This is a genomic window from Yersinia rochesterensis (genome assembly GCF_003600645.1).
Classification (GTDB): Bacteria; Pseudomonadota; Gammaproteobacteria; order Enterobacterales; family Enterobacteriaceae; genus Yersinia; species Yersinia rochesterensis.
This window is the reverse complement of record NZ_CP032482.1, coordinates 2312304-2332287: the sequence shown is the minus strand read 5'-3', so window position 1 is coordinate 2332287 and position 19984 is coordinate 2312304. Positions and strand designations below refer to the sequence as shown.

Sequence of the window (19984 nt, the reverse complement as noted above, 5' to 3'; positions counted from 1 at the left end):
ACAATCCACCTTGGTATTTATATGTTTTATGTATATATCAAGGAATTTTGGTTTATAAAATACCGTGATTTTGAGATATATTTTTCTTGATCATTTTATGTCTATTTATATTTCATCTGATTGAGAATTAGATATTAATATATTTCATGAGAGGTTGTGAATGATATTAGTTAAATTTATCGTATTATATTTAATGAGTACTCTGATAATGCCTAATAGCAAGGCTAAACCACCGGATATTGTCTGGCGAGTTGATACGCGTGATTTAGACGATGTATTCAATAATGGTTTTAGTGCGGCGGGTAATAACAATAATATTGTTGAACATCTCACTGGCAGAAGTTGTCATCAGCATGGTGGCGGGAGCGTCAGTAGTTCTTTTATTTCGACGACATCTAATCGCAATTTTGCCTATCATTATGCTGAGCGAATTTTACGTGGTATGAATGCGCAGGGTGATGTTAATGCACAAGTTTACATTTATCAAATTCGGGCAACCGAAAATATGTATAGCGCAGGCACTACATTAGAGTTTTTATTACGGGGCTATGACCATGGTCAACATCACGAAATATCGAGAATATTACGCTATACACCCTACTTATCAGAGTGGATGGCGCATAACAGAATTGAACCAGAGCAGATAGCCTCTCAAACAGCTTATTATATCTATCGGGGGACGATACGCAGTGAATCTATCTTTCACAATGCCAGATTTGTACAAACACGATCAACAGCTAATGATGGGCCATTCCCCACGGTGTTTACCAGAAGGCCAGTAATACAATGGGCGCGTAGCTGGATGATGAGATTAGGAACCAATCCCATGGTAAATGCATGTTTTGGAAATTTAGAACATACAGAATTTAAACGCGACACTCACGAGCACAGAGGTGGGGATAATAGAATGTTCATGCTAATAACAATTTTGTAGTCATAAATTAATATTTTCATCCATCAGAAAATATAATAGAGGTTAACTCATGAAAGTAATCAACTATAGTATTGTGATTGTTATTTCCATATTCAATAGCGTTAGTTTTGCAGTTGTGCCGGGTAGTTTACAATCACAATGTGATGCTGATAACGGCACTATGCTTTATAATAAAGTGATACAGAAATTTAATGCGAGTGTGATGTGGCGTCCTGGGCGCTCTCCAGTGAATGCTGTTAATATAAAAGTTAATGATAATTGGTACGGCGCTATTGCAGAAGATACAACGCATGGTGATTCGTCAAAAGGGATGTCCAACTTTGCTCAAGCTGCTTATCTAATTAATTTAAAGGTTAATGTGTGTGTAAAAGATAAGTATCTCCGGGGAGTTGAAGGTGTTAATTAAATCTTCATCAGGCGAGTATATTCACATTGGCCTGAATAGTTTGTGCATGAGTTTATTATTGTGGTTCATTTTCTCCCATTAATATTGCGTGTTTTTTTAGCATGCCACGTAATTGATGGTAAGTTAATCCTAACAAGCTGGCGGCCTTCCGCTGATTAAACCGCGCCTGTTCCAAGGCCTGTTGGAGCATGTGATGTTCGCTATTATGTAGCCAATGTTTAAGATTAAGGGGCAGGGAGGGTAATTCGCCGGTTGCGGTGCCAGGATTATTGCTCTCGAGACTTTCATCTTCTCTGCTTGGCCGGCGAGCAAAGGGATCAATAATAATATTATCCAACGCCTCATTATTATCGCCATGGCGATATACTGAGCGCTCGACCACATTCTTCAGCTCACGAACATTGCCCGGCCAACGATATCCTAACAATTGCTGTTTGGCTTGAGGCGTAAAACCAGGGAACAATGGCAAACCTAATTCCCGACACATTTGAATAGCAAAATGCTCTGCCAGCAGCATAATGTCTTGCTGACGCTCACGTAACGGCGGCAGTTGCACCACATCAAATGCCAGGCGGTCGAGTAAGTCAGCGCGGAATTTCCCTGCGGCTGCGAGCGCGGGCAAGTTATCATTGGTCGCGCACACTAAACGCACATCCACCTGTAAGGGTTGGCTGCCACCCACCCGCTCCAGATGACCATATTCAATCACCCTTAATAGTTTTTCCTGTACCAACATCGGCGCAGTGGCCAGTTCATCTAAAAATAGCGTGCCCCCGTCGGCGCGTTCAAAGCGGCCAAGATGACGTTTTTGCGCGCCAGTAAAAGCCCCAGCCTCATGGCCGAACAACTCTGAATCGAGTAAGTTTTCATTCAGTGCAGCGCAGTTGAGTGAAATGAACGGCCCTTGCCAACGGTCTGATAAATAATGCAAACGATGGGCTATCAGCTCCTTGCCGGTTCCCCGCTCACCAATCACCAACACGGGCTTATTCAGTTTTGCCAGCCCGGAAACTTGCTCCAGCACCTCAACAAAAGAGTTTGCTTCGCCTAACAGGTTTTCTATTTGCTCGCTCATGATGAAATTCGCCAATAGTTGGTGAGAATAATCACTCTACCTTTTATTCTCAAACAGTCAAAAATATTTTTTTGTTATTTTTCAGCTTATTAACTTTCACTAAAAGTTGGCACGACTCTTGATATATCACTATCGAGATTATATGAAGCGGCGCAACCAAACGCCAACTTCAGTTTAAAAAAACTAACTTCAGTTAAAAGAACCAATAAGTTAAAAGAGGATGTAATTATGGGTATTTTTTCTCGTTTTGCCGATATCGTGAATGCCAACATCAATACATTACTGGATAAAGCCGAAGATCCGCAGAAGTTAGTGCGGTTGATGATTCAGGAAATGGAAGATACGTTGGTAGAGATTCGCTCAACATCAGCTCGTGCACTGGCTGAGAAAAAACAATTGCTGCGGCGTATTGATCACAGTGAAAGTCAGCAACAAGAGTGGCAGGATAAAGCCGAACTGGCTTTGCGCAAAGATAAAGAAGATTTGGCCCGCGCCGCCCTGATTGAAAAGCAAAAAGTGGCGGCGCTGATTGATACGCTGACTCGTGAAGTCGCGACCGTTGATGAAACACTCAACCGGATGAAGCACGAAATTACGGAGCTGGAAAGTAAACTGACTGAAACTCGGGCCAGACAGCAAGCTCTGACACTGCGCCATCAAGCTGCGGCATCTTCTCGCGATGTTCGCCGTCAGTTAGACAGCGGCAAGCTGGATGAGGCGATGGCACGTTTTGAACAGTTTGAGCGCCGTATCGACCATATGGAAGCAGAGGCTGAAACCGTGGGTATCGGCAAACAAAAATCACTGGAAAGCCAATTTGCTGAACTGAAAGCGGATGACGAAATCAGCAATCAACTGGCGGCTCTGAAAGCAAAAATGAATTCAGCTCAGTAAGTTGGCACTCAATTGCAGAAAAATACCGGGCGGGCCGTCGGGAGAAAGGCGGCCTGCTATGACGACAACGCGGATACCCGCGAGCATAAATTTAAGGGGAATGAATGAGTATCCTGTTTCTTGCTATACCGCTGACCATTTTTGTGCTGTTTGTTGCGCCGATTTGGTTATGGCTGCATTACAGCAATCGCCAGCAAAGTGGTGCTCAACTCAGCCATCAGGATATGCAACGGTTATCGCAGTTAACTGACGATGCCCGTCGGATGCGTGAGCGTATTCAGACTTTGGAGGAAATTCTTGATGCGGAGCATCCGAACTGGAGGCAATCATAATGGGCGATATGTTTAAAAATAATTCATTTAAAAACGATTCATTTAAAAACAATATGTTAAGTAAGAAGAAACTCTATCGTGTGCCCGAAGAGGGGATGGTCAAAGGTGTTTGTGCCGGGTTGGCGCATTACTTTGATATTCCGGTGCGATTAATTCGCGTGATGGTGGTGTTGTCGCTATTCTTTGGCCTGTTTGTTTTCACTATTGCGGCTTATATCGTGCTGACTTTTATGCTGGAACCGGCACCTGCGTCTAGTTTCAGTGCGCATAAGGAAGCAACACCGCGCCAGCTTCTTGACCAGTTAGAATATGAATTGGGGGCTGGGGAACAACGCTTGCGCCAGGTCGAGCGCTATGTGACTTCCGAAACTTTCGGAGTACAGAGCCGTTTTCGTCAGTTGTAATGTGACCTATTCGTTTCACAGTGAAGCCTGCCGGAGGGCATAAATATGAACAATAACTCTGCTCGTCCCCGCGCAGGTGTAGTATTAACTACACTAATTAAAATAATTTTTAGTGTTGCTTTGACCTATGGCCCAGCGGGTGCCGCGGGCTTTATCGTCAAGAATGTCAGCCGTAAACCCTTGCGTTGGTTACTGCTGATGATGCTGGAACCCATGCTGAAACGTGCGATGGGAGCAGCGGTGGGCCAATTTGCTAAGGAGAAGCATGAAACGACTGCAAAATGAGATTACATCATTGGTTAATCGCGGGATGGATAGACATCTGCGCTTGGCTGTAACCGGCCTGAGCCGCAGCGGGAAAACCGCTTTTATCACTTCTTTAGTGAATCAATTACTTCATGTTCACAGCGGCGCACGTTTACCGCTGTTTTCTGCTGTGCGCGAAGAGCGCCTACTCGGCGTGAAGCGGGTACCGCAACGAGATTTGGGCATTCAGCGCTTTCGGTACGACGAAGGGCTGGCCTCTTTATATGGTACACCGCCAAATTGGCCGACTCCGACCCGTGGCGTCAGTGAGATTCGTTTGGCGCTGCGTTTTCGTTCCAGCGATTCTCTTTTGCGCCACTTTAAAGAGACCTCAACCTTGTATCTGGAAATTGTCGATTATCCGGGTGAATGGTTGCTGGATTTACCCATGCTGGAACAAGATTATTTAAGTTGGTCGCATCAAATGGCGGGCTTGTTACAAGGTTCCCGTGCTGAGTGGGCTAAACCCTGGCTGGAGCTTTGTCAGCAGTGTGATCCGCTGGCCGCTGCCGATGAAAATCAACTGGCGGCGATTGCTCAGGCTTATACTGATTATCTGATTCGTTGCAAAAATGAAGGGCTGCATTTCATTCAGCCGGGGCGGTTTGTGCTACCGGGTGATATGGCGGGGGCACCTGCATTGCAGTTCTTCCCATGGCCGGATGTGAGTGGCCTTGGTGAATCACGGCTAGCTCAGGCCGATAAACACTCCAATTTAGGGATGTTACGCGCCCGTTTTAACTATTATTGCAACTCGGTGGTTAAAGGTTTTTACAAAGAGCATTTTGTGCGTTTTGATCGGCAAATCGTGCTGGTGGATTGTCTGCAACCGCTGAATAGCGGGCCGCAGGCGTTTAACGACATGCGCCTGGCTTTGACACAATTGATGCAGAGTTTCCATTATGGAAAGCGCACACTATTTCGCCGTTTATTCTCTCCGTGTATTGATAAGCTAATGTTTGCCGCCACCAAAGCCGACCATGTGACAGCCGATCAACACGCTAATTTGGTCTCTTTGCTGCAACAATTGGTACAGGAAGCTTGGCAGAATGCTGCATTTGAAGGGATCAGCATGGATTGTGTCGGGTTGGCCTCGGTGCAGGCGACGGAAAGTGGAATTGTTGACCATCAGGGGCAAAAAATCCCCGCGTTACGCGGTCACCGATTGGGCGATGGTCTGCCGCTGACGGTCTTCCCCGGCGATGTTCCTGCGCGTTTGCCCGGCCCTGCTTTTTGGCAGCAGCAAGGGTTCCATTTTGACGAGTTTCGCCCTCAAACCGTACATGTTGACAGCCCGTTACCGCATATTCGTCTCGACGCGGTAATGGAATTCTTATTGGGAGATAAACTGCGATGAGCGAACCTTTAAAACCACGGATCGATTTTGAGCAGCCGTTGCAACCCTTAGATGAGCCAGTATTAAAAGCCGCACAGGCTTTTGACCAACATGCCGCTGAGAATTTCTATCCAGCGGCCCCGGAACTGGACGCAGAAAATGAAGAAGGTCGGGTAGAGGGGTTGGTTAATGCCGCATTGAAACCCAAACGCAGCTTGTGGCGCAAAATGGTCACTGTGGGGTTGGCACTCTTTGGTGTCAGTGTAATTGCTCAGTCAGTGCAATGGGTCAATCAGGCCTGGCAACAGCAGGATTGGATTGCGCTGGGAGCCACTACGGCCGGAGGGCTTATCGTGCTGGCGGGAGTTGGCTCGGTGGTGACGGAGTGGCGGCGGTTATATCGCCTACGGCAACGGGCAGAAGAGCGTGATATTGCACGAGAACTTCTGGTGAGTCACGGAATCGGCCAGGGGCGCGTATTTTGTGAAAAGCTGGCGCGTCAGGCGGGGCTGGATCAAGGGCATCCGGCACTTCAGCGCTGGCATGCTTCGCTACATGAAACTCATAATGATCGCGAAGTTGTTGAATTGTATGCCAAACTGGTGCAGCCTTCACTTGATAATCTGGCGCGGGCTGAAATCAGCCGCTATGCCGCTGAGTCGGCATTAATGATTGCCGTCAGCCCATTGGCACTGGTCGATATGGCATTTATCGCATGGCGGAATATTCGTCTAATTAATCGTATTGCCGCTTTGTATGGTATTGAGTTGGGGTATTTCAGCCGCCTGCGTTTGTTCCGTTTGGTGTTGCTCAATATCGCCTTTGCGGGTGCCTCTGAATTGGTGCGTGAGGTTGGCATGGATTGGTTATCGCAAGATTTAGCCGCGCGTTTGTCGGCACGTGCCGCGCAAGGTATTGGGGCGGGGTTGTTAACTGCCCGACTGGGTATTAAAGCGATGGAATTGTGCAGGCCATTACCGTGGTTAGGAGATGATAAACCCAAATTGGGGGATTTCCGCCGGCAGTTGATCAGCCAGTTGAAAAATACATTACCAAAGAAAGATAAAGCGACTCCGTAATAAAAACTATTTCAGCCGTGGGTCAAAGGCAAAAGAGAGTGGTTTAACACTGTTTAAGCAAGCTTGAAAATCTTTATGCCGAGGGTTGAGCAGTAGATTGTTTTCTGACGGCACCAGAGTGGATGGAACCAGTAATGCAAGTGATGATTCCAGCTCTAACCATTCGGTGCCGATATCCATTGTGGTCGCCGGCGCGGGATCACTGCGCCAGTCAGCAGGCCAATCTTGCGGTTGAAGTAACAGAATATGGCTATCTTCGATTTCAATCTGGAATAGCTCGAACTCGCTCAGCGTTGAGCTATCTTGGATATGTACCAATGTTTCCAGCATCGCCAAAGACACACTGCTGGCTAAGTAGATGGCGGCGTGCCCCTTATGATTCCAACGGCCACCATAGATTTCGGCGCCATAACCGGTCCAGGTTGACGCCAGATAACGGCGCATCACAATACGGTAGAACTTCATAAGTGCCAGCCTATTGGGGCTTTATTCATAATCTACAGATCCTTATAGTTTACTTTCCCTTTGGCCTATTCCTTGCGCCACTGAGTTATGAAAATACACCGTGCTCCAAACGCCCAATTAAATCACAGACTTCCAGTGCACCGGTTTCCGTTTCCAGCAAGGAGTCGGGGCTGCGGTGACCAAGACCTTTAATCGGGGTAGACATCCAGGCGATAGCTTTGCCCTTATCACCGCCAAATAGATCAACTGCGGCATCCATTACCCGGACGAAACGGGCAATTCGCTCACTCTCTTCAGGGGTGAAACGGCCATCATGTGTGCGTCTGCGGGTCAGACTGCGGCTGGGAATACCCGTGGCCCGCAATATTTCAGCTTTAGGGATAGAAGCCCATAAATGGATACCGTCGATGACATCAACTGAAAAACCCATTTTGATACTATCGACCAATACAGTGCCGCGGCTGGCGGGCAAACCAATCTCTCGCCATAGCGCCCCAGTTTTGGTCGCTGGGGTCGGGTGATATGCTCTCATGTAACCTCCTCGGTCAATTGGCTATGTATACTATAGCCAGATGGCCGATATAAAGCAAAGTGTCACCTGTTCTTGACGAGGATGTTGACGCTACTTATCATTATATTATTCTAACTTATTGCTATAAAAAGTAATAACTCGCTATATATGATGGCTATAGGGGGTGATCCTCTTATCTTGGTGAGTTTGATTGGATAAAAAAAATAGCGAAAAGCCGATTCCTGTCAACTTTTGCTGACAGACTGCTTCATCAGCAAGGGGGGACAGGGTATTATCATAGGCAGATATTCCGCACCTGCCATATATAAGGGCGATACTGATGCGCTTGGAAGTTTTTTGCGAAGACCGAATCGGTCTCACGAGAGAGTTGCTTGATCTCTTGGTTTTACGCGGTATTGACTTACGCGGGATCGAAATTGATCCGATTGGCCGTATTTATCTGAATTTCTCACAGCTGGATTTCAGTGTATTTAGTGCATTAATGATGGACATCCGGCGTATTGATGGTGTTACCGATGTTCGCACCGTCTCCTTTATGCCATCAGAGCGGGAGCACCGCTCACTGCGGGCACTGCTTGAATCCATGCCAGAGCCGGTATTTTCTATCGATTTAAAAGGTAACCTTGAGTTAGCTAATCCCGCTGCCCGCGAGTTGTTTTCCCTCAATGAGGAGAAAATTCGTCATAAAACAGCAGGTAGCCTACTGGGGGGATATAACTTTGCCCGTTGGTTTGAAGGTGGAGAAACCGCGCCTCATACCGAACGTGTGCTGATCAACAATCAGGATTACCTGCTGGAGATCACCCCGATTCAGCTAGAAGACGAAAATCAGCAGAATCAAACGGTGGGTGCTGTGGTCATGTTAAAATCCACTGTGCGCATGGGGCAACAACTGCAAACTTTATCAGTAAACGATGATACTGAATTTAAACAGATAGTTGCCACCAGCGTTAAGATGCGCCAAGTGCTTGAACAAGCACGTAAATTAGCGATGCTGGATGCGCCGTTACTGTTAATCGGTGATACCGGTACTGGCAAAGACTTGTTGGCTCGCGCTTGCCATTTGCGCAGCCCGCGCGGGAAAATGCCTTTCCTCGGCCTTAATTGTGCTTCCTTACCCGACGATGTGGTAGAAAGTGAGCTATTTGGCTATGCCGCCGGGGCTTATCCCAATGCAGTCGAAGGTAAAAAAGGGTTCTTTGAGCAAGCAAACGGTGGTTCAGTTCTCTTAGATGAAATCGGCGAAATGTCGCCTCGTATGCAAATCAAACTGTTGCGCTTCCTTAATGACGGAACTTTCCGCCGTGTCGGCGAAGAGCATGAGGTGCATGTCGATGTGCGGGTTATCTGTGCCACCCAAAAGAATTTAGTGGAATTAGTACAACGCGGTGAATTCCGTGAAGATCTCTATTATCGCCTCAATGTGTTGACCATCACTCTACCGCCGTTGCGTGAGCGACAAGCGGATATCATGCCCCTGACGGCGCTATTTGTTGCCCGTTTTTCTGACGAGCAAGGTGTGCCGCGGCCAAAGTTGGCGCCTGAACTGAGCAGTTTCCTGACAAATTATGGTTGGCCAGGTAATGTGCGCCAACTGAAAAATGCTATCTATCGTGCTTTGACGCAATTGGATGGAGCCGAGCTGCGGCCACAGGATATCGTCTTACCGGAGTTTGAAGTTGAAGCGGCGCTAGGGGATGAAGTGCTTGATGGCTCACTCGACGATATTAGTAAACGGTTCGAACGTTCTGTTTTAACTCGCCTTTATCGCAATTATCCGAGCACACGTAAACTTGCCAAACGGCTAGGGGTTTCTCACACCGCGATTGCCAATAAACTACGCGAATACGGTTTAAGCAGTAAACGGCCTGCCAGTGATGAAAGCGAAGAAGAATAAAGCGTGGCATAAGCTGCGATAACATAGATTGCTATAAAGACATAGATTGCTATAAAGACATAGATTGCTATAAAAAACGGCTGCACCCAGATGGGCCAGCCGTTTGTATTAAATTTAGACTTTATTAAAACTAGACTTTATTAAACTAAAGTAGAGAAAATTACTTCAGTGCTGCTAAAGCGGCATCATAGTTTGGTTCGGTGGTGATTTCGTTAACTAACTCACTGTAGATAACTTTGTCTTGACCATCCAGAACCACGACAGCACGTGCAGTCAAACCTGCCAATGGGCCTTCAGTAATCGCTACACCGTAAGCTTGTTTGAAATCTGCGCCACGCAAAGTTGACAAGGTGGTGACGTTGCTCAGGCCTTCAGCACCGCAAAAACGGGATTGGGCAAATGGCAGGTCAGAGGAGATACAAAGAACGACAGTGTTCTCAAGTTCGCCAGCCAATTGATTGAATTTGCGTACGGACGCGGCACAAACACCGGTATCAATACTTGGGAAGATATTCAAAACTTTACGTTTACCCGCGAAGCTGCTCAGGGCAACATCGGATAAATCTTTCGCGACCAAAGTAAAATCTTTGGCTTTATCGCCGGGTTGTGGCAGTTGACCTGCAACGGTCACTGGATTGCCTTGGAAATGTACTGTCTGTGTCATTATTTGATCCCTTTTACAGATGTGTAACACGAAGTTCAGTTTAAGGTAACAATGGCAGCTTGGATATGAGAAATTTGCTAAATAATTCAGATTTTACTGACGTTAGGTTCTAATACTGAATGTCCGCACCCGAATTTTCTGAGGAGTCATAATGAGAACCATGCGTTGCTATCCAGAGGCTTGGCCTCTCCATTCTGCGTTTGTTATTTCCCGCGGAAGCCGCAGTGAAGCAAAAGTTGTGGTTGTCGAGATTGAGGAGGCGGGTATTCGTGCTGTTGGTGAATGTACCCCATACCCACATTATGGAGAAAGTGAATCTTCGGTGATGGCGCAGTTGGCCTTGGTAGTCAGTGCCATAGAGCAGGGCATTTCGCGTGAGACCTTACAACAGCTATTACCCGCTGGAGCCGCCAGGAATGCGGTAGATTGCGCATTATGGCAGTTGGAATGTTTGCAAAATCAGCAAAGTTTATGGCTTATGACTCAAACGACACCCATCCTCCATCTCTCGATGGCCCAGACAGTCAGTATCGGTACCCCGGAAGCCATGGCGTACAGTGCGAGTGCATTGGTGAATATGGGTGCCAAGCTGTTGAAAATAAAGCTGGATGACCATCTTATTGCTGAGCGTTTGGTGGCTATTCGTAGCGCGGCCCCCGACGCGACATTGATTGTGGATGCCAATGAGTCCTGGCGTCCAGAGGGCTTGGCTGCGCGTTGCCAATTATTGGCAGATTTAGGCGTAGCAATGTTGGAGCAACCTCTGCCCGCAGGGCAGGATGACTCGTTACAGAATTTTATTCACCCATTGCCTATTTGCGCTGATGAAAGTTGCCATACACGTGCTGATTTGGCGGGTCTGGTGGGGCGTTATGAAATGGTCAACATCAAGCTGGATAAAAGTGGCGGGTTAACAGAAGCATTGTTGTTAGCCGAACAAGCGAAATCGCTCGGATTTGCCATTATGCTCGGCTGCATGTTGTGCACTTCACGGGCTGTTCGTGCTGCATTACCCCTGGCTCCAGGTGCTCGTTTTGTTGATCTCGATGGCCCTACCTGGCTACAACAGGATGTCGATGACGGGTTACATTTTTCGACTGGCGCTATCGATTTGTCGGCTTAATCTGCCAGGGTCAGCAAGTCAATCAGAGCCGGCAGATAACATTCACTGGCGGCATCGGCAGAAATGGGCGGTAATTCTGCGGTAATACAGGGTAAGTGAATGTCTGCACACCAGCTACCAAATGACCCCGGCGTGGCGTAACCCACACTGGTGACAAGGGGCAAGTCAAGATTCGCCGCCAGTCGCTCACCTAGCGCTGAGCTGTCGGGGTCTTCAATACAGGCCAATGGTTCATGAAAGGAAACCACCCAGCGCGGGGCCAGTTGGCTTATTAATGCGCACAAGTCTTGAGTTTCGGGCTCTGAACCTGCATATACGCCGGTTGATAGCACCACATCTCGTGCATCCGCCGCACTATTCCAACGGTATACCGTTTCGCCCGCCTGCCAGTTTTTTGCCGGAAAATTACGATTAAGGTCCACACCATTGGCATTCGCCCGCAACCCCAGTTGGCATCCATCAGGATTGACTGCCAAGATGACATGGTGGCGCTGTTGTTCCGGTGAAATACTGCGCAATGCACAGGATAGCGCCACAATTGCTGCACTTTCATCGCCATGGGTTCCGGCAATAATCAGCCCAGTTTGTGCGGATGGGGTGGGGGCCGGGAAATAAAGCAGCGGCGCGCCCAAGCGGGATGTGCCGTAGCGTTGCCCTAAAGTGACCAGATTTCCCCGTGCAGTTCGGGGGCGATATTGGCTCATAATATTCTCTGTTATTCCGAATAGGTGCGTATTGTATTTAACATAGCATTTAATATTATCATATTGAATCAATAAGTTATTTTGTGATGGGTAAACTAATGCGCCTAATTAGTGATGCATACTGCATTTGGTTTCTGATGGCAGAATTGCACTCTATAGCGCGACTGGAGACAGTATTTTTATTTTATCATCGTCATGGTGGCCCCTAATCTGCTAGTTTATGTTGATGAGATATTGTTACTAATTTCGCTGAAATGGATCGACAACGAAAAGGTTATTAATCATGCGCTATTTCCGTTATGCATTGTGTGCCGCATTAGTTGGTGCAACGCTGGGCGCGGCAAATGCTGCTGATGTCCCTGCGGGCACCATACTGGCTGATAAACAAGAACTTGTTCGTCATATTAAAGACGAGCCAGCCTCTCTCGACCCGATGAAAGCTGTGGGGTTAATCGAGGCGCAGGTTGCCCGTGATTTGTTTGAAGGATTGGTTAATCAAGATGCGCATGGCCAGATAATTCCCGGTGTTGCGACCAACTGGAAAACGGCAGATAACCAAACCTATATATTCACGTTGCGCAAAGAGGCTAAATGGTCGAATGGTCAGCCTGTGACCGCGCAGGATTTTGTTTATAGTTGGCGCCGTTTGGTTGACCCTAAAAGTTTATCTCCTTTCGCCTGGTTTGCCGAACTGGCCGGAATGGAAAATGCGCAACAGATTATTGCGGGGAAAATGCCGCCAGAAGCTCTTGGGGTCAGTGCAGTTAATGATTACACCCTTAAAGTTAAACTCAGTAAGCCGGTGCCTTATTTCCCCAGTTTGACTGCAAACTTCAGTTTATTCCCAGTCCCCGCCAGCGTGGTTGAAAAATATGGCAATGACTGGACTAAAGTGGGTAATTTGGTAGGGAATGGCGCATTTAAATTACAAGATAGAGTTGTAAATGAGAAATTAGTCTTGGTGCCCAACGACTATTATTGGGATCATGCCCATACTGTTCTAACGAAAGTGACTTTCATTCCTATCAATCAGGAAGCCAATGCCACCAAGCGCTATCAAGCTGGTGATATTGATATTACCGAGTCCTTCCCAAAAAATCTGTATCAGAAACTATTAAAAGATATTCCTGATCAAGTTTATACGCCGGATCAGCTAGGCACTTATTATTACGCATTTAATACCCAACGTGCGCCAACCAATGATGTTCGGGTGCGCAAAGCATTATCTTATGCTATAGACCGCAAAATTATTGCTGAAAAAGTCTTGGGTACGGGGGAGAAACCTGCGTATCACTTTACCCCCGATGTCACTGCTGGTTATCATCCGGTAGCCAATTTATTGCAGCAGCAAGACCAGGAAGAACTCAACGCACAAGCTAAAGCACTGTTGCATGCGGCGGGTTACGGGCCGGATAAACCACTGAAATTATCTTTGCTATATAATACTTCGGATAATAATCAGAAGTTAGCCATTGCCATTGCTTCAATGTGGAAGAAGACATTGGGGGTGGATGTTCAAATGATTAACCAAGAGTGGAAGACCTATATCGATAGCCGAAATACCGGTAATTTTGATGTAGTCCGCGCATCATGGGTCGGGGATTATAATGAGCCGTCCACCTTCTTGTCATTATTGACCTCTACTCACAGTGGGAATATCGCTAAATTTAAGAGTGCAAATTATGATCGTTTGCTGAGCGAAGCGGGTAAGCAAACTAATCCTAAAGCGCTAAGTGATGATTATAATAAAGCCGAGCAGATTATTGCTGAACAAGTCCCAATAGCACCCATATATCAATTCACAAATGGGCGTTTAATTAAACCCTGGGTGAAAGGTTACCCGATAACTAATCCTGAAGATGTGGCTTATAGCCAAATGATTTATATCATCAAGCACTAATGGGTGTTTTTTTATGGTTAACGTTTGGTAGTTAATGTTGATAAAAGCATAATCCGCCAGCATAAGTGGCGGATTATGTTTATATAATGATTATCATATAAAACAAATAGGCTATTTACGGCTGCGCCGCTTAGGAACAATGGCCGATATCGAGATCATAAATCCGGTTAGTGATGCGACTATCAGTGGAAATATAAATGCATCAGATGTTCTTAGTGGGTTGTTTATATCTAAAATTATTACAAATAAGAATATGCTTGTGGCAAATGTTGACGATGAATATAATTCGTTAAGTTTATATTGTAGATTTTCCAAGGCAAATGGCGGTGTTTTTTTGGAAATACAATCCCATGCAATATGAACTAACATGTAAGAAACACAAATAATACAATAGAATTTTGCCAACTCATCAGTGGTTTGCGGTGAGTACCAGTGGGAAGATAGTGACTCCAATGTCGTTCACCAAACTTTGCTTAGATAAAAACCTGCAATTAATACGCTCCCAATAGCTGAAAATGTAAATGCAAGGGAAGTGGTCACTGTCAATGCGGGCACTAAAAAAGACAGGCCACCGGTAAATGCAAATCCCGCTCCTGCGCCACCAATGAGTGCTTTCATTAACGTAATGAAGTTGGTTTCCATAATCAATATCCCTTGAATATATCGTGTTGATAATTTGCAAGAATTGTACATCAAAGCTGTGCATGACCCTTGTGCCTTTATCATTATGTATCCTTAATTCCACTGTTAAAGATATAAGTTCTGTCGTCCTAAAACTTATACTGAATGTATCTGCTATTGCTGCTAAATGATTAATAGATAACGGCCTTGATTATTTTATGGAACAGTAAGTTATCCTGATGCATTACCTTTAAAGATTGAGTTGCGGACGTTACACTGAGCCTATTGCAGGATAAATGCTGAAATAGAGGAAATTGTCGTGGATCTAGTCGAAGGAAAAGCACTTCAGGTTTCTGATGCCGTTTATGCCTATCAACTTGATGGTAAAGGGGGCGTGACTTCCATTGATACCGATGCCATCGCCACCGCAGAGCAGCCTTGCTGGCTGCATCTGGATTACACACACCCAGAAAGTGCTGCCTGGCTGCAAAATACTCCGTTACTCCCAGAGGTTGTTCGGGATGGTCTTGCTGGTGAAAGCGTCCGCCCGAAAGTGACTCGCATGGGTGATGGCACGATGATAACGTTGCGGGGCATCAATTTTAATAATGATGCTCGCCCAGACCAATTAGTCACCATCCGGGTTTATATCACGGATAAGTTGATTGTCTCGACCCGACATCGCAAAGTTTACTCTATTGATGATGTGTTGAATGATTTACAAAGTGGCACCGGCCCGACTAACAGCGGCAACTGGCTGGTGGAGATTGCTGATGGCGTGACCGACCATGCCAATGAATTTATTGAAGATTTACACGATAAAATCATCGATCTTGAAGATGATTTACTGGAACAAAAAATTCCACAACGTGGGCAAATGGCTTTGCTTCGTAAGCAGTTGATTGTATTGCGCCGGTATATGGCACCACAGCGCGATGTTTTCTCCCGGTTGGCCAGTGAGCGCTTGCCGTGGATGAATGATGACGATCGACGCCGTATGCAGGAAATCTCAGAACGTTTGGGGCGAGGCTTAGAGGATTTAGACTCTAGCATTGCGCGTACTGCGGTGTTATCCGATGAAATTAGCTCATTAATGGCCGATGCGATGAACCGGCGCACCTATACTATGTCAATGTTGGCTATGGTGTTTTTACCGACCACTTTTTTGACCGGCTTATTTGGTGTTAACCTCGGTGGCATTCCTGGGAATACCTATTCTTTTGGTTTTGCGACATTTTGTATGATGTTGGTGCTGTTGGTTGTAGGTGTTGCGTGGTGGTTAAAACGCAGTAAATGGCTCTAATGAGTCACTGACGGTTGAGTAAAAGAGTGTGTCAGATAGGGCGCTAATCACTGTAAAATTGAGCAATATCAACATTTGGCAGTGATGGCTGAGGCATTATCATTTTGCAGGTGAATGCAACGTCAAGCGATGGGCGTTGCGCTCCATATTTGTAATACTTTTATTTTGAATTACTGCATAGCACATAATTGTTACGATGCCGATGTTATCTCAATATCGGCATTTTTTTTGCATTTTTTAGTGAAAACAATGAGGTAGGATAGGGCGAGAGCGTTGCCTCTCAACTCTTATTGTCGAGAGGCAATATCAGTCAGTGGTTTATTTTATTTCTAGCACGTCGAGACGAACCAGTGGCTGTTTTTCACTATCTTCATCATCTTCTGGTTGCCAGCCAACAGGTTGCAGTGGCAACTCTTCGCGGTCAAAAGCTAAATCTCCGCCGTCAACGATTTCACTGTTGTGTGTAATATTTTTAAAATCAAATAGCTGGTGATCATTTAAATGTGACGGCACGACATTTTGCATCGCGCTGAACATAGTTTCAATCCGCCCTGGATACTGTTTATCCCAGTCACGTAGCATATCTTTGATAACCTGGCGTTGCAGGTTGGGTTGCGAGCCACATAAGTTACAAGGAATTATTGGATATTCTCTGGCAACAGCGAAACGCTCAATATCTTTTTCACGGCAGTAGGCCAATGGGCGGATAACCACATGTTTGCCATCGTCGCTCATCAATTTTGGTGGCATGCCTTTCAGCTTCCCGCCATAAAACATATTCAGGAATAGCGTTTGCAGAATATCATCGCGATGATGACCAAGCGCGATTTTGGTTGCCCCTAGCTCAGTTGCAGTGCGGTATAAAATCCCACGGCGCAGGCGCGAGCAGAGTGAACAGGTGGTTTTCCCTTCCGGAATAATGTCTTTCACAATCCCGTAAGTGTTTTCTTCGACAATCTTGTATTCAACACCTTGTTTGTCCAGATAGGCCGGAAGGATATCTTCAGGGAAGCCCGGCTGTTTCTGATCCAAATTAACGGCGATGAGGGTGAAGTTAATCGGCGCGCTTTTTTGCAGGCTTTGCAAAATATCCAACATGGTGTAACTGTCTTTGCCTCCTGACAGGCAAACCATCACGCGGTCACCTTCTTCAATCATGTTGAAATCAGCAATTGCCTGACCCACATTGCGGCGCAGACGCTTGTTTAACTTGTTCAAATCGTAGTGTTCTTTTTTATTAACCACTTGTTTCTCTTGCATTTGTTCGTGACTCATATCCAGTTAGAGGCATGACAGGGCATGTTGCTATGACACAAGTTTATCATCCAATAAGTGTATATACCCGTCATACTTCAAGCTGTATGCGCGTTGGCTGTGCTCAATAACCCGAATCACTTACTCATGTAAGCTCATCGGGATTAATGAGCCTCATCCCTGAGGCTCACCCTGCGGGCTAGCATAAATGCTGTTCAAATCGGTTCCCGATCGATTTGTTTCTCTCTTGCCGCCTTCCAACAACTCGAATTATTTAAGGTGTATTTAATTTATTAATGAGTCATTTTTCATGGTGACCTGAGTGATTATTTATACGAAAACATTTGAATTCACCACTGTTTTAATAATTGCCCCATCCTGAACATCAACAAAATCGGCAACGATAATCCCCATTATTTGTTTTTCTCGATATTGTTTGCAGAACCAAATGTTCATTCCATCTATTAAATGATGACCTTGCGCCCCGGAATAGGGTGTTAACAAACCGGATATACTGGTGAAGTTAATATATATATCTTGGGCACGTTTTTTCTGTGCATCTTTGAGCAGAATATCAATAAATTTTCTTTTAAAATGAAGGCTTAATGCGGTATAACCATCATAATTGTCTTGGACATAAATATTAAAGCCTTTGTTTTTAATTTCAAATGTGGCGTCATCTTTCCAGCGAGAGGCATTAATGCCCACTTTATCACCAGAGTAACGCCGTAATAATACTATCTTTCCTCTTACATCCCCAATGCTAGGTATTTTATTTTGCAGATAAAATAATTTATTATGCGGATTGATATATCTCTCCTGCATAATTTCATTAAATCCTTTAGTGCTTTTTTCAGTGGTATGTTCTTGTTTAACCGATAAAATAATGAACTCTGTCGGGTTGCGTTTAATAAAGTCAATGCAGGTAGTGAGAAAATCACCAAATTGTTGTTTTAAAAAAACAGCTCCGTGGTGCATAGTGAATACATTATTAATAAGGCGACATCTGGCATCTAAAAATCGAATGCCATGTTCAAGTTGCTCTCTTATATTCCATGTTTGTGTTTGCGTAAATCCAGCACCTAATACATTGGAGCGAAATGATGCGGAATCATGTGTTCCAGGAATGGAAATTTGGCTTAATAACTGTGAATCACTCAGCCGGGACATCCAATTTTTCATGTTCATAATATCCTCCTTGTCAGTGAGAGCCGAAAGTAACCCAGTGAGTTATTCTGTGGACATTCCAAATTTAGATGTAGGAGTAATAGAAATCATCACCAAATAAAAAGCCAGTCAGTAGATAACTGACTGGCTTGTGGGGCTGGCGCATTAATTTAGACCATTATTCGGTCGGCGTTTTATCCGGTTTTCCGGCTAACAAGCTAAGGAAGTCATAGCGTTTTTTCAGGTCTTTTTCAGCCTCAGCATACAACCGCGCCGCCACATCTGGCTCTTGTGTGTTGAGCCGCCGGAAGCGCTGCTCATTGAGTAATGTGGTGATGTGATGGACGCCCCTTCCTAAGGTAGTCAGTGCCATACTTTTACTGACTGAATTAATCTGGGAGTAACACCACATGAACACAATCAGAGTTGTTGGTATCGATATTGCCAAATCTGTTTTTCAGGTATGTGTTTGGATGGTTGATGGTTCCGTTGCCTGGAACAGAAAAATATCACGTCAGAAATTGCTGGATACGCTTCGCCAGTTTGAGCCGGGTACTTTAATCGCGATGGAGGCTTGTTCAACCTCTCATTTCTGGGGGCGAACCCTCAGTTCTATGGGGTATAGCGTAAGGCTTATACCCGCACAGCACGTGAAAGCATTTGTCAGAAGCCAGAAGAACGATGCAAACGATGCTCTGGCAATTTGTGAAACAGCATGCCGCCCTGGTATCCACTTTGTTCCGGTTAAAACCACGGAACAGCAGGATATCAAAGCACTGCGGAATACCCGTCAACTGATGGTTGAGCAGAGAACCGCGCTGGCTAACCAGCTTCGTTCTTTGCTCGCTGAAAACGGCCTCATTCTTCCCGTTGGGATCCAGCGTCTCCAGCAGCAGCTACCTGAACTTATTGAAGATGCATCTAACAATTTAACTTTCACACTTCGCCGATTGCTTTCTTTATTGCGGGAAGATATGCAGGCGCTCAATGAACGCGTTACCTATCTGGATAAAGAAATGGCTGCATTGTCTTCACAACAAACAGCATATCGCCATTTATTAACAGTCCCTGGTGTTGGCCCGCTTATCGCTGCAGCATTTATCAGTGAAGTTGATGCAGTACAATTCTCCAACGGCAGAGAATTATCCGCATGGTGCGGCCTGGTTCCCCGGCAGCACAGTTCAGGAGGAAAACAAAGGTTGTCTTCTGTGACCAAAAACGGCAATCGCAGCCTGAGAACATTAGTCATCCATGGCGCGCGCTCAGTGATGCGCTGCGTGAAAAAACGTGATGACAACCTAGGTCTTTGGCTGAAGAGGCTCGAGGCAAGGCGAGGGTTTCTGAAAACCACCGTAGCTTTGGCGAATAAACTGACCAGAATCATCTGGCGAATACTGACCGATGGCGTTGATTTTAATATGAGCAAGGCTTTTACTGCGAATTAACTCAATACTCGTTAAAGAAAACATGTCTCTCTGAGTTTGCAGGCACTGATGAGAAAACGGCTACCGTCCCTGTAACAGCCTGAAGTTGACCTGGGTAATAATATACCGGTGTAGTGATAAGGAAACAGGGTTCGGATAACATC

The 19984-nt window shown here is 45.7% G+C and carries 21 protein-coding genes and 1 pseudogene; 13 read left to right on the top strand and 9 right to left on the bottom strand.

The window, feature by feature from the left end:
* Positions 1-208: 208 nt before the first annotated feature.
* On the top strand, positions 209-934 hold the full coding sequence (gene ytxA / locus DXZ79_RS10895; RefSeq protein WP_244942280.1) for a putative AB5 enterotoxin ADP-ribosylating subunit YtxA: 726 nt from the start codon (positions 209-211) through the stop codon (positions 932-934).
* Between the two features lie 49 nt (positions 935-983).
* Positions 984-1340: a putative AB5 enterotoxin binding subunit YtxB gene (gene ytxB / locus DXZ79_RS10890; RefSeq protein WP_038632707.1), complete on the top strand. Its 357-nt coding sequence runs from the start codon at positions 984-986 to the stop codon at positions 1338-1340.
* 55 nt (positions 1341-1395) lie between these two features.
* On the opposite strand, the gene pspF is transcribed toward ytxB, so the two are convergent.
* On the bottom strand, positions 1396-2415 hold the full coding sequence (pspF, locus tag DXZ79_RS10885; protein ID WP_038632709.1) for a phage shock protein operon transcriptional activator: 1020 nt from the start codon (positions 2413-2415) through the stop codon (positions 1396-1398).
* Positions 2416-2643: 228 nt separating this feature from the next.
* Between pspF and pspA the strand changes: the two genes are divergently transcribed.
* From pspA to DXZ79_RS10855, 6 genes are all read left to right on the top strand, one after another.
* On the top strand, positions 2644-3309 hold the full coding sequence (gene pspA / locus DXZ79_RS10880; RefSeq protein WP_050291690.1) for a phage shock protein PspA: 666 nt from the start codon (positions 2644-2646) through the stop codon (positions 3307-3309).
* A 104-nt stretch (positions 3310-3413) separates the two neighbouring features.
* Positions 3414-3641, top strand: a complete 228-nt coding sequence (gene pspB, locus DXZ79_RS10875; protein ID WP_038632713.1) for an envelope stress response membrane protein PspB — start codon at positions 3414-3416, stop codon at positions 3639-3641.
* A complete protein-coding gene (pspC, locus tag DXZ79_RS10870; protein WP_042562376.1) occupies positions 3641-4045 on the top strand; it encodes an envelope stress response membrane protein PspC in 405 nt (134 codons plus the stop codon). Before pspB ends, pspC begins: the two co-directional genes overlap by 1 nt.
* Positions 4046-4090: 45 nt before the next feature.
* Positions 4091-4330 (top strand): phage shock protein PspD, encoded by a 240-nt coding sequence (gene pspD / locus DXZ79_RS10865; protein ID WP_038632715.1) that lies wholly within the window; start codon positions 4091-4093, stop codon positions 4328-4330.
* Complete coding sequence (locus tag DXZ79_RS10860; protein ID WP_038632717.1) at positions 4311-5708, top strand: YcjX family GTP-binding protein; 1398 nt, start codon at positions 4311-4313, stop codon at positions 5706-5708. Before pspD ends, DXZ79_RS10860 begins: the two co-directional genes overlap by 20 nt.
* A complete protein-coding gene (locus DXZ79_RS10855) occupies positions 5705-6766 on the top strand; it encodes a YcjF family protein (RefSeq protein ID WP_038632723.1) in 1062 nt (353 codons plus the stop codon). Before DXZ79_RS10860 ends, DXZ79_RS10855 begins: the two co-directional genes overlap by 4 nt.
* Positions 6767-6772: 6 nt before the next feature.
* On the opposite strand, the gene DXZ79_RS10850 is transcribed toward DXZ79_RS10855, so the two are convergent.
* Both DXZ79_RS10850 and xre read right to left on the bottom strand, forming a co-directional pair.
* Positions 6773-7231: an RES family NAD+ phosphorylase gene (locus tag DXZ79_RS10850; RefSeq protein ID WP_038632724.1), complete on the bottom strand. Its 459-nt coding sequence runs from the start codon at positions 7229-7231 to the stop codon at positions 6773-6775.
* Between the two features lie 85 nt (positions 7232-7316).
* Positions 7317-7763 carry a type II toxin-antitoxin system antitoxin Xre gene (xre, locus tag DXZ79_RS10845; RefSeq protein ID WP_038632726.1) on the bottom strand — a complete coding sequence of 149 codons (447 nt, stop codon included), beginning with the start codon at positions 7761-7763 and terminating at the stop codon, positions 7317-7319.
* Between the two features lie 319 nt (positions 7764-8082).
* On the opposite strand from xre, the gene tyrR reads away from it, so the two are divergent.
* On the top strand, positions 8083-9660 hold the full coding sequence (tyrR, locus tag DXZ79_RS10840) for a transcriptional regulator TyrR (protein ID WP_038632728.1): 1578 nt from the start codon (positions 8083-8085) through the stop codon (positions 9658-9660).
* 160 nt (positions 9661-9820) lie between these two features.
* On the opposite strand, the gene tpx is transcribed toward tyrR, so the two are convergent.
* Positions 9821-10324: a thiol peroxidase gene (gene tpx, locus DXZ79_RS10835; RefSeq protein WP_038632730.1), complete on the bottom strand. Its 504-nt coding sequence runs from the start codon at positions 10322-10324 to the stop codon at positions 9821-9823.
* A gap of 151 nt (positions 10325-10475) precedes the next feature.
* Here tpx and ycjG point away from each other — a divergent pair, with 151 nt between their 5' ends.
* Entirely contained in the window at positions 10476-11447 is a 972-nt protein-coding gene (ycjG, locus tag DXZ79_RS10830; RefSeq protein ID WP_038632732.1) for an L-Ala-D/L-Glu epimerase, read from the top strand.
* On the opposite strand, the gene mpaA is transcribed toward ycjG, so the two are convergent.
* Positions 11444-12151 carry a murein tripeptide amidase MpaA gene (gene mpaA / locus DXZ79_RS10825; protein WP_038632734.1) on the bottom strand — a complete coding sequence of 236 codons (708 nt, stop codon included), beginning with the start codon at positions 12149-12151 and terminating at the stop codon, positions 11444-11446. The genes ycjG and mpaA overlap by 4 nt on opposite strands.
* Positions 12152-12434: 283 nt before the next feature.
* Here mpaA and DXZ79_RS10820 point away from each other — a divergent pair, with 283 nt between their 5' ends.
* Positions 12435-14051, top strand: coding sequence for a peptide ABC transporter substrate-binding protein (locus tag DXZ79_RS10820; RefSeq protein ID WP_050291691.1), 1617 nt, complete (start codon positions 12435-12437; stop codon positions 14049-14051).
* A gap of 459 nt (positions 14052-14510) precedes the next feature.
* Here the strand turns inward: DXZ79_RS10820 and DXZ79_RS10810 are convergent, their stop codons facing one another.
* Complete coding sequence (locus tag DXZ79_RS10810) at positions 14511-14693, bottom strand: hypothetical protein (protein ID WP_038632740.1); 183 nt, start codon at positions 14691-14693, stop codon at positions 14511-14513.
* A 298-nt stretch (positions 14694-14991) separates the two neighbouring features.
* On the opposite strand from DXZ79_RS10810, the gene zntB reads away from it, so the two are divergent.
* On the top strand, positions 14992-15975 hold the full coding sequence (gene zntB / locus DXZ79_RS10805; protein ID WP_038632742.1) for a zinc transporter ZntB: 984 nt from the start codon (positions 14992-14994) through the stop codon (positions 15973-15975).
* A 318-nt stretch (positions 15976-16293) separates the two neighbouring features.
* Here the strand turns inward: zntB and ttcA are convergent, their stop codons facing one another.
* The 3 genes and pseudogenes from ttcA to DXZ79_RS10790 all read right to left on the bottom strand — a co-directional run.
* On the bottom strand, positions 16294-17235 hold the full coding sequence (ttcA, locus tag DXZ79_RS10800) for a tRNA 2-thiocytidine(32) synthetase TtcA (RefSeq protein WP_038632744.1): 942 nt from the start codon (positions 17233-17235) through the stop codon (positions 16294-16296).
* Positions 17236-17559: 324 nt separating this feature from the next.
* Positions 17560-18417, bottom strand: a complete 858-nt coding sequence (locus DXZ79_RS10795; protein WP_038632746.1) for a phosphatidylinositol-specific phospholipase C — start codon at positions 18415-18417, stop codon at positions 17560-17562.
* A 157-nt stretch (positions 18418-18574) separates the two neighbouring features.
* Positions 18575-18730 (bottom strand): annotated as a pseudogene (locus DXZ79_RS10790) (thiamine pyrophosphate-dependent enzyme); the annotation flags it as partial.
* Between the two features lie 76 nt (positions 18731-18806).
* On the opposite strand from DXZ79_RS10790, the gene DXZ79_RS10785 reads away from it, so the two are divergent.
* Positions 18807-19841 (top strand): IS110 family RNA-guided transposase, encoded by a 1035-nt coding sequence (locus DXZ79_RS10785; protein WP_038633883.1) that lies wholly within the window; start codon positions 18807-18809, stop codon positions 19839-19841.
* The last annotated feature ends 143 nt before the right edge of the window (positions 19842-19984 follow it).

Excerpts from the sequence above, each read along its gene's own strand:
- DXZ79_RS10795 (WP_038632746.1), bottom strand. The coding sequence starts at position 18,417 with ATGAACATGAAAAATTGGATGTCCCGGCTGAGTGATTCACAGTTATTA.
- xre (WP_038632726.1), bottom strand. The coding sequence starts at position 7,763 with ATGAGAGCATATCACCCGACCCCAGCGACCAAAACTGGGGCGCTATGG.
- DXZ79_RS10785 (WP_038633883.1), top strand. The coding sequence starts at position 18,807 with ATGAACACAATCAGAGTTGTTGGTATCGATATTGCCAAATCTGTTTTT.
- pspA (WP_050291690.1), top strand. The coding sequence starts at position 2,644 with ATGGGTATTTTTTCTCGTTTTGCCGATATCGTGAATGCCAACATCAAT.
- pspF (WP_038632709.1), bottom strand. The coding sequence starts at position 2,415 with ATGAGCGAGCAAATAGAAAACCTGTTAGGCGAAGCAAACTCTTTTGTT.
- ttcA (WP_038632744.1), bottom strand. The coding sequence starts at position 17,235 with ATGCAAGAGAAACAAGTGGTTAATAAAAAAGAACACTACGATTTGAAC.
- mpaA (WP_038632734.1), bottom strand. The coding sequence starts at position 12,151 with ATGAGCCAATATCGCCCCCGAACTGCACGGGGAAATCTGGTCACTTTA.
- ycjG (WP_038632732.1), top strand. The coding sequence starts at position 10,476 with ATGAGAACCATGCGTTGCTATCCAGAGGCTTGGCCTCTCCATTCTGCG.
- ytxA (WP_244942280.1), top strand. The coding sequence starts at position 209 with ATGCCTAATAGCAAGGCTAAACCACCGGATATTGTCTGGCGAGTTGAT.
- DXZ79_RS10860 (WP_038632717.1), top strand. The coding sequence starts at position 4,311 with ATGAAACGACTGCAAAATGAGATTACATCATTGGTTAATCGCGGGATG.
- DXZ79_RS10850 (WP_038632724.1), bottom strand. The coding sequence starts at position 7,231 with ATGAAGTTCTACCGTATTGTGATGCGCCGTTATCTGGCGTCAACCTGG.
- DXZ79_RS10810 (WP_038632740.1), bottom strand. The coding sequence starts at position 14,693 with ATGGAAACCAACTTCATTACGTTAATGAAAGCACTCATTGGTGGCGCA.
- pspD (WP_038632715.1), top strand. The coding sequence starts at position 4,091 with ATGAACAATAACTCTGCTCGTCCCCGCGCAGGTGTAGTATTAACTACA.
- pspC (WP_042562376.1), top strand. The coding sequence starts at position 3,641 with ATGGGCGATATGTTTAAAAATAATTCATTTAAAAACGATTCATTTAAA.
- DXZ79_RS10855 (WP_038632723.1), top strand. The coding sequence starts at position 5,705 with ATGAGCGAACCTTTAAAACCACGGATCGATTTTGAGCAGCCGTTGCAA.
- DXZ79_RS10820 (WP_050291691.1), top strand. The coding sequence starts at position 12,435 with ATGCGCTATTTCCGTTATGCATTGTGTGCCGCATTAGTTGGTGCAACG.
- tyrR (WP_038632728.1), top strand. The coding sequence starts at position 8,083 with ATGCGCTTGGAAGTTTTTTGCGAAGACCGAATCGGTCTCACGAGAGAG.
- ytxB (WP_038632707.1), top strand. The coding sequence starts at position 984 with ATGAAAGTAATCAACTATAGTATTGTGATTGTTATTTCCATATTCAAT.
- tpx (WP_038632730.1), bottom strand. The coding sequence starts at position 10,324 with ATGACACAGACAGTACATTTCCAAGGCAATCCAGTGACCGTTGCAGGT.
- pspB (WP_038632713.1), top strand. The coding sequence starts at position 3,414 with ATGAGTATCCTGTTTCTTGCTATACCGCTGACCATTTTTGTGCTGTTT.